This window comes from Spirosoma sp. KCTC 42546 (genome assembly GCF_006965485.1).
In the GTDB taxonomy this organism is placed as follows: Bacteria; Bacteroidota; Bacteroidia; order Cytophagales; family Spirosomataceae; genus Spirosoma.
In genome coordinates, this window is sequence record NZ_CP041360.1 from 1,906,681 (window position 1) to 1,921,166 (window position 14,486).

A 14,486-nucleotide genomic window follows, 5' to 3' on the forward strand; every position below is an offset into this window, starting at 1 on the left:
TTGTGCGTCTGCCACCGAAAACAGTAAACGGTAAACTTTCTTATTTTCGTTTTACGGATGCCTGTTCGGCAGCGGTCTGCATTTCCTTCACACGAGGCAGCAATTGACTGCCCGGATAATCGCGAATAAATTCGTTGAGTGCCTGTCGGTAAGCATCTATCGTCTTTGTCCGGCCAACCAGAATAACCCGAAGTAACGCTAGTTTGTCTTCCAGTTGAGTCCCAGAAAAGCTTCCCATGGCTGTTTCTGCACGGGCTAATGCCTCCGTGGGGTTCGTTTGGTAGAGTTCATAAATAGCCGTGTAAGCTTTCAGCGCCTGAGCCTCGGAGTCACTAGTCTGAACGGCAGCTTTTCCAGTTAGACGAGCGTAAGAGGTGTTCGGGTACTCTGCCAGTAATTTGTCTTTCCAGGGCGAGGCTTTTCCTAACTGATCGTTTGATAAATACAGTAAATAATACACCTCTGGTTTCTGAAGTGTATTTGGGTAACGGGTCAATAATTGTTCAAACGTTGGAATGGCGTCGGCAGGCTGATTAAGTTGAAACTTATACAGTTTTCCTAGCTTGTACAGTGCATTTTCAACCCGTTGGTTCGCTGCGAGCTGTGCTTCCTTTGCGAACGGAATCTTGGTCATCATAGCATCTTTCTTCGCTTTCCGGCCAGCTGCCGGGCTGGTTAGGTTGGCCGCTGGATTCGATGCATCGACGGGAAGCAAGGGCGCGTTTGGATTCACTGAATTCGCGGGTGAGCTACCAACAACGGGGCTATTTGTAGAGGCAATTGCTACTGATGCTTCTTTGTTCGTGCGTCGCCAGTTATCTTCAAGAGGTCGGTTTCCCCAACGTATCGAAAACTCCTGTCGACCCTGACTTAGCGTAATGGGATTATATAAAGCCCAGCGTTCGCCAGGTTGCAGATTGGAGTTGGTAGCTCCTGGTACAGAGCCCCCAGTGCCATTAGTTGCCTTATCTATAATTTGTTGGGCCAATGCAGCTTGAGCTTTGTCTTCTTTTTCCTGTTGGGCAATGGTATTATCCAGCAGTTTATCGAGAGCAGCAGGCTCCATTTGGGCTAAATGCAATAGACTGTCGTCGGTGCGGATGGTTGTTTGGTAAAGAACAAACTCATCAAGCGTCTTTTTTCGATTCAGCAGAGCCGCATAATCGGCTGATTGTTTGGGCAGTAGTGCCAATGCGCTATCGTAATATACTTTTGCATGGGCGTAGTCGGCTTTCTTCTCAAAATAGAGTTTACCGATTTCCAGATAGGTGTAAGGCACCTGCAACGTATTGGAACCTGCCGCCTGAATCGATTGACTATACAACTTAATGGCTTTGTCGATTCGGCCACTACGAGCTTCAAGCAGCCCCATCGTGAAATAAATTTTGTCTTTCAGATCAGTATTTTTTCGGTCATTCAGCAATTGCTCAAACGTTTCGGTCGACTGCGCCATTCGCTTTTGGTCGCCCGTAAGGCCATTGCTCTGAATGGCGTACAGATTCGCATAGAAAGACTGATCATAACTAGGCCGTGATTTGAGCACCTGCCTGTAGTGGTCAACAGCTTTGGTCGGTTGACCAATGAGATCGTACAATTGTCCTGCTATAAGATGAAGGCGGGCTGTTGACTCTCCTTTCTTCAAGACTGGAAACGTTGCATCCAGAATACCTGATGCGGTGGCATACTCGCCTTGCCGTTCGTGGAGATAAGCTTTCGTCAGGTAAAAATCTCGGGTGTTGACTTTGTTAAGGGGTTGATTCCTTAGGAATTCAGCTACGTTTAAGGCGTTAGTATAATCACTAGCTTCTGTATAAGCTCGCATAAGCCCTACTAATGCTGTATGTTTATCATCCTCATTCGTACCTTTTGTATTCACATACTTGAACACCTCAATAGCATTTGGTAAATCCTGTTTTAGCAACCGTGCCCGACCAATTAATATATAGGCGTTATCAAGCCATTTACTGTTCTGATGGCGTTCGGGAATAAGTGATGCTTTTTTGATGGCATCATCCAACTGTGGTTTTACCGGTTGAATTAGTATCGAGTCAACTGGCAACAAGATGGGCAATAACTGGTTATAATTTTCCTGCCTCTTTTTGAACAACTCTTGTTCAGCCTGAGCAATCTCATCGCGGGCAATCACGTAGGCGTTGAAATGGGAGGTCAGGTTATGATACCCTTTGCTGATTGGCTTCGTGCTATATTGCGAACACGAAACCAGTCCGCCGGTCAGTACAGTAAGGACCGTTATTACTAAAAAAAGGTGATTACGAAAATAGCGGGACATTCGAAAATAACACGTGGTCACTCGTATTAAAACGTTGCAGGACGTTTAGTCAATATGGAACGTTAGGCCAAATTAACGAATTTTGTACGGCATATTGTGTTTCAACCTTAATTCTATGGAAAACCACCCCGAACAACCCAATCCGAATGACTTACATAAGCCAGTTCGGGGCAATGAGCCACTGAAGAAAGCCACTGAAAAAACGACATCGTTTGTGCAATTTAGTGGTATTGCCTTTCAAATGCTTGGCACGATCGGGCTGGGCGTTTGGGTTGGCATGAAACTAGATGCCTGGCAGCAAAATCATCGGCCCATCTGGACAATTGTACTGTCTTTAACCGCTATTGGTGCTTCTCTCTATTTATTTATTCGCCAATTGACAAATAAGTAGTAGCATGGGGCGTGGTGCATAGAGCAGGGAATAAATGTCATCTGCTTTTTGTTTAAACTACCCAGCTCCCTGCGCCTTCCTCCTTGCCCATGCTCCGCACAATCCTATTTACCATCATATTAGCAATTGTATTTTTCATAGCCGAACGATATTCTGTTTCGCCTTGGCTACACCCTAACTGGAAAATGCTGCTAGTCTTTTTTCTAAGTGTATCCTTCCTAACTCACCGGCTGGTAGAGACTGGTTTACAAGGTAATCAGGAGCGATTGATACCACTTTACTTAGCGGCAACCGTTGCGCGTCTTATACTGGGACTTGCCTTTGTTGGTTTTTTTCTATTCCAGCATATCGAGCAACGTCGAGCCTTTGTTTTGGACTTTCTTGTACTATATATATGTTACACAGGCTTTGAGATTTGGACGCTTACTCGTAACTTGCGACGCGATTCGTAAAAAGGATCTGTCACATCATATGATGCGTTTGTCAATTAATAAGTTCTTGTTAGCAACGGCTCTCATTTTGAGTTCGTTAGTAGGCGCTAAGGCGCAGGAGCATAATCAGGAGGGTGAGGCACACGCTCAGCATGAAGGCGAAGCACCCGCTCCTAAAGGGAAATTTAATGTGGGTGAAATGATCATGCACCACATTAAAGATGATCACGGCTGGGAGTTTGCTCACGGCGTCACATTGCCATTACCCGTAATTCTTTACTCGAAAGATCGGGGCCTGGAAGTATTTTCTTCGTCACGGCTGGCTCACGGGCAAGTGTATGAGGGCTATAAAAATGAGCACGGTAAAATCCACCGCGTTGAGGCCGACGGGAAAGTCGATCACGAAGCTAAATTCTACAACTTCTCGATCACCAAGAACGTAGCGTCGTTATTATTAAGCGCGGTTATCATGATACTGGTGTTTTCGGCAGTGAGTAGTGGCTACGCAAAGAACAAGGGTAAGGCCCCAAAAGGTCTTCAATCGTTTCTGGAGCCAATCATCCTGTTTGTACGCGATGAAATAGCCAAGCCGAGCATTGGTCCTAAATACACCAAGTTTTTGCCTTACCTGCTGACGCTGTTTTTCTTTATTCTGATCAACAATTTGCTGGGTCTGCTGCCAGGTGCTGCTAACCTGACGGGTAACATAGCTGTCACGCTGGTATTATCTGTTATTACATTCCTGATTGTTACCTTTAGTGGTAACAAACACTACTGGCTACACATTCTGAAGCCAACTGGTGTTCCGGTTGCGTTGTTACCCATTATGATTCCGGTTGAGATCGTAGGCGTGTTCATGAAGCCGTTATCGCTCATGATCCGGTTATTTGCCAACATTACCGCCGGTCACATTATCATCCTGAGTTTGCTGGGGCTGATTTTCATGGCCAATCACATGGGTGGTATGGGTACTAGCCTTGCCATCAGCCCGGTTGTACTGTTTTTTACCCTGTTTTTGAATTTAATCGAATTGCTGGTAGCCTTCCTGCAAGCGTTCATCTTCACACTGCTGACGGCTATGTACATCGGTAGTGCGGTAGAAGAACACCATGAGGCCGACCACGGTATCGGTTACGAAGGCGCGGAAGCGCACTAGTTAATAATGAATAATGTAAAATGAGTAATGGCAGCCATTGAGTCATTATCAACTGTTCAGTTTACATTATCCATTTTATAAATAGCAATCTTTTGTTTCACTAATAAATCTGTTGTAAGGTTATGTTCGCAATGTTGTTTTCAATGCTGTTAGAAGCTACGGGTAGTGTTTCGGTTATGGGTGCTGCTATTGGTGCTGGTCTGGCCGCTATTGGTGCTGGTCTTGGTATCGGTAAAATTGGTGGTAGTGCTATGGAAGGTATTGCTCGTCAGCCAGAAGCGGCTGGTCGTATCCAAACCGCCATGCTGATCATTGCCGCTCTGATCGAGGCCGTTGCTCTGTTCGCAGCCGTTATTTGTCTTCTGGTTGCTACAGCCTAATTCGGTTGAGCCCAGTAGACACCAAGTTTGAGTAGGCTGGTTGCATTAGGCACTGGCACAACTGCTCACCAATTCCTCAGAGAACATTTGCCCGTTTGGGATTGCCGACGGGCGAATGTTCTCTAACAAAAGATTGATTACACGATTACTAACATTGACTTTCCATAATTAACACTCATGGATTTACTGACTCCCGATCTCGGTCTTTTATTCTGGCAGGTAGTGGTTTTCCTCGGCCTGTTTCTGATTCTTCGCGCCTTTGCCTGGAAACCCATTACGGAAAGCCTAAACGAGCGCGAAAACAATATTCAAAGTGCACTTGATCTGGCCGAGAAAACTCGCCTGGAAATGACTGCACTGAAAGCTGATAACGAAAAATTATTAGCCCAAGCCCGCTCTGAGCGGGAAGCTATTCTGCGCGGTGCTAAAGAAACCGCCGACAAAATGATGGCCGATACTCGTGAAAAAGCGGAGTCGGAAGGAAAGCGGATTCTGGAACAGGCTCGTGAGTCGATGCAGAACGAGCGTCAGGCGTTGGTTATGCAGATGAAAAAGGAAGTCGTTACACTGTCGCTTGATATTGCGGAGAAAGTTCTTCGGAAAGAACTCAGCGATAAATCGGCTCAGGAGAAATTGGTGACCGATCTGGTATCAAACTCACGCTTAAACTAATTCGATTATGGCAGTCGCTACTGTAGCCGCCCGCTATGCTAAATCGTTATTAGATTTGGCTCGGGAAAATGGCCTGACGGAGACAATGTACAAAGACATGCTGTTCTTTAAGAACACCGTGGCGCAAAGTCGGCCGCTGTTGCTGATGTTGAAGAATCCCATTGTTCGGGCTGAAAAGAAAAATGCTATTCTGAAAGCTGTTTTCGCCACCCGAGTTGATCCGGTGACGATGTCATTTTTTGAAATCATTGCGAAAAAGAACCGGGAGCCTATTATGGATGCCATAGCTGATGAGTTCATCAATCAATATGATCGTCAGAAAGGTGTAGATCGGGCCACTGTAATTACAACAGTACCCCTCACCGATGCATTACGTGAGAAGTTCAAGGCAATGGTTATGAAAACAACGGGTAGTAAACTGGTTGAACTGGAAGAAAAAATTGATCCAAGACTGATTGGTGGCTACGTTTTACGCGTTGGTGACCAGCAAGTTGATGGTTCTATCCGTAGTCAGTTGAATGACTTGCGGTTGCAGTTTCTGAATTAAGCTTTTAACTTTTGGATATAAAAAAGCCACTTCTCTTTACGGGAGGTGGCTTTTTCTTGTTTAATAAAACCGAATACCTAGTCGCTAGCCAGAGATATACCTTCGTAAATGACTTTTAGTGATAAGGTTATTGCTAATAGTGGTAAGTTAACAATGGCATCAGCCCCCTCAATGACCTGATATTTCCAGAAGTCAACATTACGCTCAAATACTTCCACCCGATAGTCGGTTTGAGAGACAAGTAAGTAGTAAAGCAATGAAGGGAGTTTTGTGTAGTGAGGCCGTTTTTCGTGAAAATCCTTACTCTGCGTTGAATTGGAGACTACTTCAACCAGCAAACTCGGTGAACTGACCCAAACGCCCATGTCATTTTCCAGATCGGCAGAATCGCAGGTATAAATAATGTCAGGATATACGTATCGCTGACCTGTTTTAAGCTTCTGACGGACGTTTTCGGTGTAGACATCACACCCGTTTCGCTGTGCAAATGGATAAAGAATTCTCGACAAAGATTGTACAATACGGTTATGCCGTTTAGTTGTTCCGGCCATTGCGATAACCTGGCCATCCCAATATTCATAACGAATACCCTCTGATTGTTCCAGCGCTACATACTCATCGAATGTATAGGTCTTAAGAATAGGTTGGGAAGCAGTCATTATTTTATAAGGTCATGTTATCTATATCAAAGTTACTTGTTCTCGGGCAAATTGTTATGCTGATGCTACCACCATTTTTCATACCCTTCTGCCGGTTTCCAAGTCGATTTGGGCTCGAAATGATGCCACAAAGTTGCCGCCACTGCACGTAAAAGCGTATATCCTTCATTTGTGCGCGTCCAGCTTTCGTCTTTCTGATTCTTGGTCATAACGCAATACACGTACTCTCCGTGTGGAGCGTGGACGAACACAACTTCTGAACGAGCCTGATTGACAGCCCCATTTTTGCTGGCTATCTTGACATCGGGCGGTACTTGCGATAACCCATCATTGTCCCAATGCTGGCGACCCAGATTCCGGTACATTTCTTCACTGGCATCGGGACTAATGGCCTTGCCTTGGCGGATATAAGTGAGTAGCTCCGCCATTTCCCGTGGACTAGTCTGTCCCCAGCCGTATTGGGTCCGGTTAGCTTCCCGGCCTGGTGTTCGGGAGTTGACCCGGGTTTGATGAAACCCATTCGTTTCGAGCCATGTGTTGATGCTCGTTCCTCCGCCAGCTAAGGCCTGACACCACAAACTACCTGTGTTATCGCTGACTGTTTCCATCAGCATAACAACCTTACTAAGCGTAATTTTAGCGCCGTCTTTCAGTGAGCCAATAATGCCATCGTCGTAATGGAGAGAGTCTTTGTAAATTAATTCCTGGTCATACGTCAACTCGCCTTTATAGATTTTGTCGAATAAGCCGCATTGAATCGGAATCTTCACCATACTCGCCGTTGGAAACAAAGTGTCGGCGTTGATGGCAACGGTTTTACCCGTGCGAAGATTACGGACATAGATACCCGCATCGCCCTGAAAGTTAGCCATAGCAGCCCGGAGCTTTCGTTCAAGAACGGCATCGTTCCGTATAGATATTTGACTAAATGTGGTTAGCGTATGGATAATGAACAGCAACGAGAAGAAGGTAAATCTCATTAGATTTGAATCGGTTTGACCAGTTTGACGTGTGTTTTTTGGAAGGACTCGCGTTCGTAAAAGCGAACCGTATCCAGCCGTTTCTGATTGGTCGTCACTTCCAGATTGACAAAATTTTCCTGAATAGCCAGTGCCCCCAACTCAGCTACAAGCTTTTGCCCGATATGTTGATTTCGGACGTCAGGCCGGACATATAACTCCTGAATTTCACCTACTTTTCCAGAGTGGTGTAGCAGGTACTGAACATGGCAACTCACAAAACCGATGACTTCATCTCGTGATTCAGCTACCAGATAATAGATGAATGGGTTGCTCAGATTTTGCTGGTAAACAGTTTGGAAAGCAGTTGTGTCCAACTTCGTTTGCTCTAAATCGCATAGGAAATCATACACAACTGCTTCGTCGGCTGGAGTCGCAGATCTGATTTGTATTGTATCTGCAAAAGTAGATTGGGATGCCACGGTAATTTATAGAGCTATATGTAGCTGCGAAAATGATTGTTTAAGTTCAGTATTTTTCAGATTGTTCGTTGACTTTCTCATGAATAAAATCATAGCCTTGGTTTTTAGTGGTTTACTAATTGCCTGTTCAAGCCGGAAAGCGGCAACAACTGAAGAACAAACGTCGACCAGCGATTCCTCAGAAGCTTCCCCCATGAACATGTACGCCAAAGACCGCCTTTTTTTACAGCAGCATCATGCCGATTTAGTTGAGTTAGAACTGGGAAATGCCCGTGCCCTGATTTGTCCCGCTTATCAGGGGCGTGTAATGACGACCACTGCCGACGGCCAGACCAGCTATGGTTGGATTAACTATGAGCTGATAAAATCCGGAAAGCTTCTGCCCCATATGAATGCGTTCGGGGGCGAAGATCGTTTCTGGTTAGGCCCGGAAGGAGGCCAGTACGCGCTCTATTTCAAAAAAGGCGACCCATTTGATGGCGATCATTGGCAGACACCAGCCGCTATTGATTCAGAACCATTTGACATCACCGATACGTCTAGAACGTCTGCCACATTTGCCCGCACCGTATCGCTGACTAACTACAGCGGTACCCACTTCGACATTGGCATCGAACGAACGGTTAAATTGCTCGACAAGGCAGAAATTGAGCACCAACTGGCCGTTGATACCCATTCCCTCAAGGTAGTTGGGATTCAATCTGATAACGTGATTACGAACAAAGGGAAACAAGCTTGGGTTGCCCAAACAGGCATGCCGTCTATCTGGATTCTGGGCATGATGAACGCATCGCCCGAATCCAAGATCATTGTGCCGTACCGGGAAGGGGATGGCCAGCCGGTCAACGATGCCTATTTCGGTAAAGTCCCGGCCGATCGATTGCAGATGGGGAAAACGGCTGCGTTATTTAAAGCCGATGCGAAGTATCGCAGCAAGATCGGGGTTTCGCCAGCACGGGCTACCAATTGGATTGGCAGTTACGACTCCGCTACTAAAACCCTGACCCTTGTTACCTATGACTTTGATCCGAAGGATCATCAATATGTCAATTCGGCCTGGGAACATCAAAAAGATCCCTTTTCGGGCGATGTTATTAATGCCTATAACGACGGCCCAATGAAACCGGGTCAACCGCAAATGGGTCATTTTTATGAATTAGAATCGTCATCGCCAGCCGCAAATCTGGTCCCCGGAGCCAAACGCCAGCATCGGCATACAACGTTTCACCTGCAAGGTTCAGAACAGCAGCTAAATGAGTTATCAAAACGATTGTTATTCAAAGACTTAGCGTCGATAAACTAAGCAGATAAAATTTGTTTAACCACAGAGGCACGGAGACCACAGAGAATATATAGGATAAACTCTCTGTGGCTTCCGTGCCTCTGTGGTTAAATTAGTCATAGCCTTCTCCTGTTTAACCCAGTGGATCCAAACAACGCGTATGAAAACGGAACTGAAAACGAAAATTGTCCTGGCCTGCAAACTAACCGACCATGATCAGATTGCGCGCATGAATGAACTGCATCAAACCATTTTTAAGAAAGTCGATCGGGTTATAGAGCGCGCCAACAGTTATGAGTTGGTCTTTCAACAACCTGATAGTCTTCTTAGTAATGAACTGGCAGAGTTTATCAAGTTTGAACGGCTGTGTTGCCCCTGGTTACTATTCCAACTGACATACCAACCCGAAAACGGGCCAATCTCGTTGACGATGGGGAATTCACCCGAAACCCGCGACATGGTCAAACTGGTTATGGAACTGGATAAGCTGGGTAAGTCAAACTGATACAGCTCAATAAACAAGCCTAAAACTCCTGCAAGACATCAGATTCAAAAACGTGTTTGCCAATTAACCCCTGTTGCATCGTTTCCAGCATGGACTTGGCTACTTTATCCGCTTTAATCCCTTTATATTTAGCAGGAATAAGGGGGCTAAAGAGCCGCATGGCTCCAGAGGCAATCCGTTCGCCCAGGCGGTTTTCGGAGCGGTTGCCGAGTAGGAGAGAGGGACGGAAAATGAGCAGAGTTGGGTAGTTCAGTGCCGTTAGGTCGCGCTCTACTTCGCCTTTCACGCGGTTGTAGAAAATGGATGAGTCCTCATTGGCACCCATAGCTGTAACGATCGCAAATTGTCTGGCACCATTAGCCAGACTCAGCCGGGCAATATCGATTGGATAGTGATAATCTACTTGTCGGAAAGCCTCTTTTGAACCCGCTTTTTTTATGGTTGTCCCCAAACAGCAAAATATATCGTCGGCCTGTGTCAATAAGCCATTGGGATGGTCGAAATCAAACTGAACTTCCTGTAAACGAGGGTGCTGCCAGCTTAACGATTTGCGTACTAACACTTTCACATTGTTATAGAATGGTGAATCAACAAGTCGATGCGTGAGCAGTTCACCAATTAGACCCGTAGCACCGAGCACTAAGGCCGTTTTATGAGTTGGGTTAGTCATGCTAAAAAGAGGGTATTTCTGCTAATTTAGTTGCTTCGTAGACAAACGAAGGCAGCTAATTCAGAAATCTATTCTATGCGTCTTACTTTTTTTCACCGAGTCAGGCTTATTACTCTCCTTACCATTGGGTCACTATCGGCGATTCACTTTGTTGACGATCCTGATTTTAGTAAACTAGTGATCGAACGATTCCGTGCTTATAACCAGCAGCGGCCTACCGAGAAAGTGTATGTCCATACGGATCGGGACGCTTATCTCATAGGTGAAACCATCTGGTTAAAAGGCTACCTGATGAACGGTACTACGCACGAAGCGGATAGTGCCAGTCGGGTAGTATATGTCGATTTGGTAGACCCCATTGCCCGGCGGGTTCGGTTGCGGACGCAGCTACGGGCAACGGCTGGGTATGCACCTGGTCAGCTTTTCCTGCCCGATTCATTGGCGGCAGGCACCTATCAACTCCGGGCATATACCAATTTCATGCGGAACTACCCCGATGCCTATTTCTTTTCTAAACCGGTAACAATCCTTGGAAACAACGGAGCCAACGTTGGGACAAATAAGGGATTAACAACTAGCCCAGAGCCACAAAAGGGTGTAGTGAACCGACCAGATGTGCAATTTTTACCCGAAGGTGGTCAGTTGGTTGAGGGAATCGAGAGCCGGGTGGCGTTTAAGGCCGTTAATGCTGCTGGGCGAAGTATACCCGTAGAAGGCTTTATCCTGAATACGAAAAAAGATACAATTGTTGGGTTCACCAGCACCCATTTGGGCATGGGTTATTTTACCATTACCCCCGAAGCAGGCCAGTCGTATACCGCTACTATACGGCTCGGCGATGGCACCAGCTTAGCCTACCCGTTGCCCGCCGTGCAACCACAGGGTGTTGTAATGCAGATAGATAATCTGAGCCATAAAGACAATATGAAAGTCTATGTGCGGCATAATAAAACCAGTTCGGATGCAGCCGCTAAACTGACACTCATTGCGCAGACGCGAGGGCAAATCAATCATGTGGTGAGCATTCCGATGGCCAAAAAAACGTCGTTGATTCAGATCCCGAGAAACACTTTTCCTGAAGGTATTTCGCAATTGACCTTATTTGATGAGACGCAGAAGCCGGTGAGTGAGCGACTGGTTTTTATCAATAGGAACGAGCAGATTTCGATTGCGCTTACACCCGATAAGAAGACCTATAAGAATCGTGAGAAACTGGATTTGACCATTACCACGACCAATGCGCAGGGTAAACCCGTTGCCGCTAATGTATCGCTGGCGGCTGTGGATGCACGGCTGGCACCCGAAGCAGACTCAAGAGGTTCTACGATTGTATCCCAGGTATTGCTTTCGTCCGATCTGATCGGCACGGTTGAGCAACCCAGCTACTATTTCGATCCAGCACATGACGATCGCTTGTTAAAGCTAGATCTTTTGCTAATGACGCAGGGCTGGCGACGATTCGCCTGGACCGACGTTCTGGGTGGTACTATCCCACCGATCAATCACTTTGTGGAGCGGGGGCTATCGCTAACGGGGTGGGTCGTACGGCCGAATCAGAAAGATATTGGAGGCAAAGTAAAACTGACCTTTTTACTGGCGAAGCGGGACAGTACGAGAGACTTTTTAATGGGCGAAACGGATGAGGCTGGTAATTTTGGTGCCTACGACCTCGATTTTACGGATACCACCACCGTGCTAATTCAGGGCATAAAAGGCAGAGCGAACCGTTCGCTGGCTATCTCGCTCGATCAACTGCTGATGCCAACCGTAACCATTACGAAGGTTCCCTATAACCCGCTGGAGTTCCGCCAGGATGAGCTGGCCGAATTCATTCGTAGAACCAAAGAATATCAGGAGATTGAACGCCAGATCCGGCGGAATGGCGAGGTATTATTGCAAGCCGTTACGGTAAAGGCAAAAAAATATCAGGAAAGGGATTCCCGAGTGATTTATGGGACACCTGATGCCAGTGTTAAGTTTACTGCACAGAATACATCTGGTCGAATGACAATTCTGGATGTAATTCAAGGGCAAGTTGCCGGTGTTCAGGTAATTGGCAATGGATTTAATGCGCGCGTGCAGATTCGGGGAGCGGCTAATTTTAATGGACCCGTTGATCCGTTATTTGTGCTGGATGGCATGCCGATGGATTTGCAGGCTATAATGGGTATTTCGGTGCAGGATGTAGACCGGGTCGATGTGCTAAAAGGAGCATCGGCAGCTATTTATGGCTCGCGGGCATCGGGAGGGGTTATTTCCATTCTAACAAAACGGGGTGGCCCCAATTATGATTTGACCAAGGAGGTTGTGCCGGGAACGCTGGTGGCCAAACTGCCGGGCTATGCGCCCCTGCGGGAGTTTTATGCCCCCCGATACGATGTTAAAAAGCCAGAGCACGTAAGACCCGACTACCGCACAACCTTGTTCTGGGCACCAATGATTCAGACCGATGCGGAGGGGAAAGCGACCGTGACATTCTTTACGTCGGATGCCAAAACCGATATTCGACTACGGGCCGAAGGAATAACTGTTGGCGGGATGCCGGGTACCGCGAAGGCAATTGTGCGTGTAGACTAAAAAAAGGGTCAGGTTTGAGAACCTGACCCCACGAATATTCACCCTACAACGTCACTTACCCCAGGATCTTCATATTGATCGGGTCCCAGCTTACTGCTTTTTTCTGGAAATAACTCATGTTGCCACACTGGGTTGGTCCACAAGCGCGCAGGCCGAATGTAGCATCTTCAATGTTCGGGGTATTCTGACGTACCGAGCTAAAGAAATTGACAAAGTGCTCGTAGCGGTCGCCTTTATACTCTTTCGGGAAGCTGTATTTAAACTCCTTCGGGCCAACCAATTCAGGGACTTGTGGATATAGCTTGTTGTACTCGGCTATATACAACTCCTTCTGGTCTTTCGGGAAGTTGTCGATCGACATACCGGGTGCCTTGGGGAATTTGTTCCGGTGAACGGTTAGGGAGTCGAAACCCAGCGATAAATCGCCTTCGGTACCAACAATACGAACCAGGTAATTACCACCGCCACCATCAACGAAGTTTGACCGGGTGGTTAAATTAAACTCTGGGTGTTCAGCTGTTTTTCCGTAATCATAGATACTAAGCTGAATATCGGGTACATCGCGGCCATCTTTCCAGTAACGCGTACCCCCGCTTGAATACACCCGATTTGGTCCTTTCGAACCCGTGATGCAGTGTAAGGAGGTAAGTAAGTGAACATACAGGTCACCAGCAATGCCGGTTCCGTAGTCCTGATAATTCCGCCACCGGAAAAAGCGCAGTGGGTCCCAGGGACGTTTTGGAGCGCTGCCCAAATACGTATCCCAGTCAACCGTTTGGGGCGATGCATCGGGTGGAATCGAATACTGCCAGGCACCCATAGCGCTGTGACGATCGTAGATGGCTTCCGCAAACACAAGTTCGCCAATGTCACCGGCTTTCATCAACTCACGAGCTTTGGCAATAAGCAACGAACTGGCAAACTGACTACCTACCTGAAACACTTTGCCCGTTTCTTTCGATACTTTTATCAGCGTATGGCCATCCTCAACCTTCTGAACCATCGGCTTTTCGCAATACACGTGCTTGCCTTTGCGCATAGCATCCGACGAAATTTTTTCGTGCCAGTGATCGGTCGTTGCGTTAATGACGGCATCGACATCTTTCCGTTCCAGAATTTCCCGATAATCCTTCGTTACCGGAAGCTGATCACCCCAAAGTTCTTTGGCACGGCGTAATCGTCCATCATACAAATCACAGGCGGCTACCATTTCGACACCATCGACCATGAGGGCCGTTTGCATATCGCCAATACCCATGCCACCCGTACCAATCAGCGCAATCCGGACTTTATCGTTGGCCGCTGTGCTGGAATGACTACGAACCAGATTTAGGTATTGAGGAATAGCAACCGGCGTTTCGGCAAGGGCGGCAGGCGCAGCAGCAGCGGCAGTACCGGCAATGCCCAGGGTCTTCAAAAATGATCGGCGGGAACTGTTTTCAGCATTCTTAGGGGAAGTGGCCCCTTTTTTGTTTTTCATGTACG

The 14,486-nt window shown here is 46.9% G+C and carries 14 protein-coding genes; 8 read left to right on the forward strand and 6 right to left on the reverse strand.

Going from position 1 to position 14,486, the window contains the following annotated elements; all coding sequences use genetic code 11:
• Nucleotides 1–40: 40 nt before the first annotated feature.
• Nucleotides 41–2,290: a tetratricopeptide repeat protein gene (locus EXU85_RS07710; protein WP_142771528.1), complete on the reverse strand. Its 2,250-nt coding sequence runs from the start codon at nucleotides 2,288–2,290 to the stop codon at nucleotides 41–43.
• Between the two features lie 115 nt (nucleotides 2,291–2,405).
• Between EXU85_RS07710 and EXU85_RS07715 the strand changes: the two genes are divergently transcribed.
• From EXU85_RS07715 to atpH, 5 genes are all read left to right on the forward strand, one after another.
• The gene (locus EXU85_RS07715; protein WP_142771529.1) at nucleotides 2,406–2,681 is read left to right on the forward strand and encodes an AtpZ/AtpI family protein; all 276 of its coding nucleotides are present in this window, start codon (nucleotides 2,406–2,408) and stop codon (nucleotides 2,679–2,681) included.
• Between the two features lie 471 nt (nucleotides 2,682–3,152).
• Nucleotides 3,153–4,268, forward strand: coding sequence for a F0F1 ATP synthase subunit A (atpB, locus tag EXU85_RS07725; RefSeq protein WP_142771531.1), 1,116 nt, complete (start codon nucleotides 3,153–3,155; stop codon nucleotides 4,266–4,268).
• 122 nt (nucleotides 4,269–4,390) lie between these two features.
• A complete protein-coding gene (gene atpE / locus EXU85_RS07730) occupies nucleotides 4,391–4,648 on the forward strand; it encodes an ATP synthase F0 subunit C (protein WP_082111625.1) in 258 nt (85 codons plus the stop codon).
• Between the two features lie 177 nt (nucleotides 4,649–4,825).
• Nucleotides 4,826–5,320: a F0F1 ATP synthase subunit B gene (gene atpF / locus EXU85_RS07735; protein ID WP_111342721.1), complete on the forward strand. Its 495-nt coding sequence runs from the start codon at nucleotides 4,826–4,828 to the stop codon at nucleotides 5,318–5,320.
• A gap of 7 nt (nucleotides 5,321–5,327) precedes the next feature.
• On the forward strand, nucleotides 5,328–5,867 hold the full coding sequence (atpH, locus tag EXU85_RS07740; RefSeq protein WP_142771532.1) for an ATP synthase F1 subunit delta: 540 nt from the start codon (nucleotides 5,328–5,330) through the stop codon (nucleotides 5,865–5,867).
• Nucleotides 5,868–5,944: 77 nt separating this feature from the next.
• On the opposite strand, the gene EXU85_RS07745 is transcribed toward atpH, so the two are convergent.
• From EXU85_RS07745 to EXU85_RS07755, 3 genes are all read right to left on the reverse strand, one after another.
• Nucleotides 5,945–6,526, reverse strand: a complete 582-nt coding sequence (locus EXU85_RS07745) for a Uma2 family endonuclease (RefSeq protein ID WP_142771533.1) — start codon at nucleotides 6,524–6,526, stop codon at nucleotides 5,945–5,947.
• Between the two features lie 65 nt (nucleotides 6,527–6,591).
• Nucleotides 6,592–7,506 carry a serine hydrolase gene (locus EXU85_RS07750; protein ID WP_142771534.1) on the reverse strand — a complete coding sequence of 305 codons (915 nt, stop codon included), beginning with the start codon at nucleotides 7,504–7,506 and terminating at the stop codon, nucleotides 6,592–6,594.
• On the reverse strand, nucleotides 7,506–7,967 hold the full coding sequence (locus EXU85_RS07755) for a GNAT family N-acetyltransferase (RefSeq protein ID WP_142771535.1): 462 nt from the start codon (nucleotides 7,965–7,967) through the stop codon (nucleotides 7,506–7,508). The genes EXU85_RS07750 and EXU85_RS07755 overlap by 1 nt, the downstream gene beginning before the upstream one ends.
• Nucleotides 7,968–8,046: 79 nt before the next feature.
• On the opposite strand from EXU85_RS07755, the gene EXU85_RS07760 reads away from it, so the two are divergent.
• Nucleotides 8,047–9,270 (forward strand): DUF6786 family protein, encoded by a 1,224-nt coding sequence (locus EXU85_RS07760; protein ID WP_142771536.1) that lies wholly within the window; start codon nucleotides 8,047–8,049, stop codon nucleotides 9,268–9,270.
• A 139-nt stretch (nucleotides 9,271–9,409) separates the two neighbouring features.
• Entirely contained in the window at nucleotides 9,410–9,754 is a 345-nt protein-coding gene (locus EXU85_RS07765) for a hypothetical protein (protein WP_142771537.1), read from the forward strand.
• Nucleotides 9,755–9,773: 19 nt separating this feature from the next.
• Here EXU85_RS07765 and EXU85_RS07770 read toward each other — a convergent pair whose 3' ends face one another.
• On the reverse strand, nucleotides 9,774–10,424 hold the full coding sequence (locus EXU85_RS07770) for an oxidoreductase (RefSeq protein WP_142771538.1): 651 nt from the start codon (nucleotides 10,422–10,424) through the stop codon (nucleotides 9,774–9,776).
• A gap of 75 nt (nucleotides 10,425–10,499) precedes the next feature.
• Here EXU85_RS07770 and EXU85_RS07775 point away from each other — a divergent pair, with 75 nt between their 5' ends.
• A complete protein-coding gene (locus tag EXU85_RS07775) occupies nucleotides 10,500–13,001 on the forward strand; it encodes a TonB-dependent receptor plug domain-containing protein (RefSeq protein WP_142771539.1) in 2,502 nt (833 codons plus the stop codon).
• A 55-nt stretch (nucleotides 13,002–13,056) separates the two neighbouring features.
• Here the strand turns inward: EXU85_RS07775 and EXU85_RS07780 are convergent, their stop codons facing one another.
• Entirely contained in the window at nucleotides 13,057–14,481 is a 1,425-nt protein-coding gene (locus tag EXU85_RS07780; protein WP_142771540.1) for a Gfo/Idh/MocA family protein, read from the reverse strand.
• Between the last annotated feature and the right edge of the window lie 5 nt (nucleotides 14,482–14,486).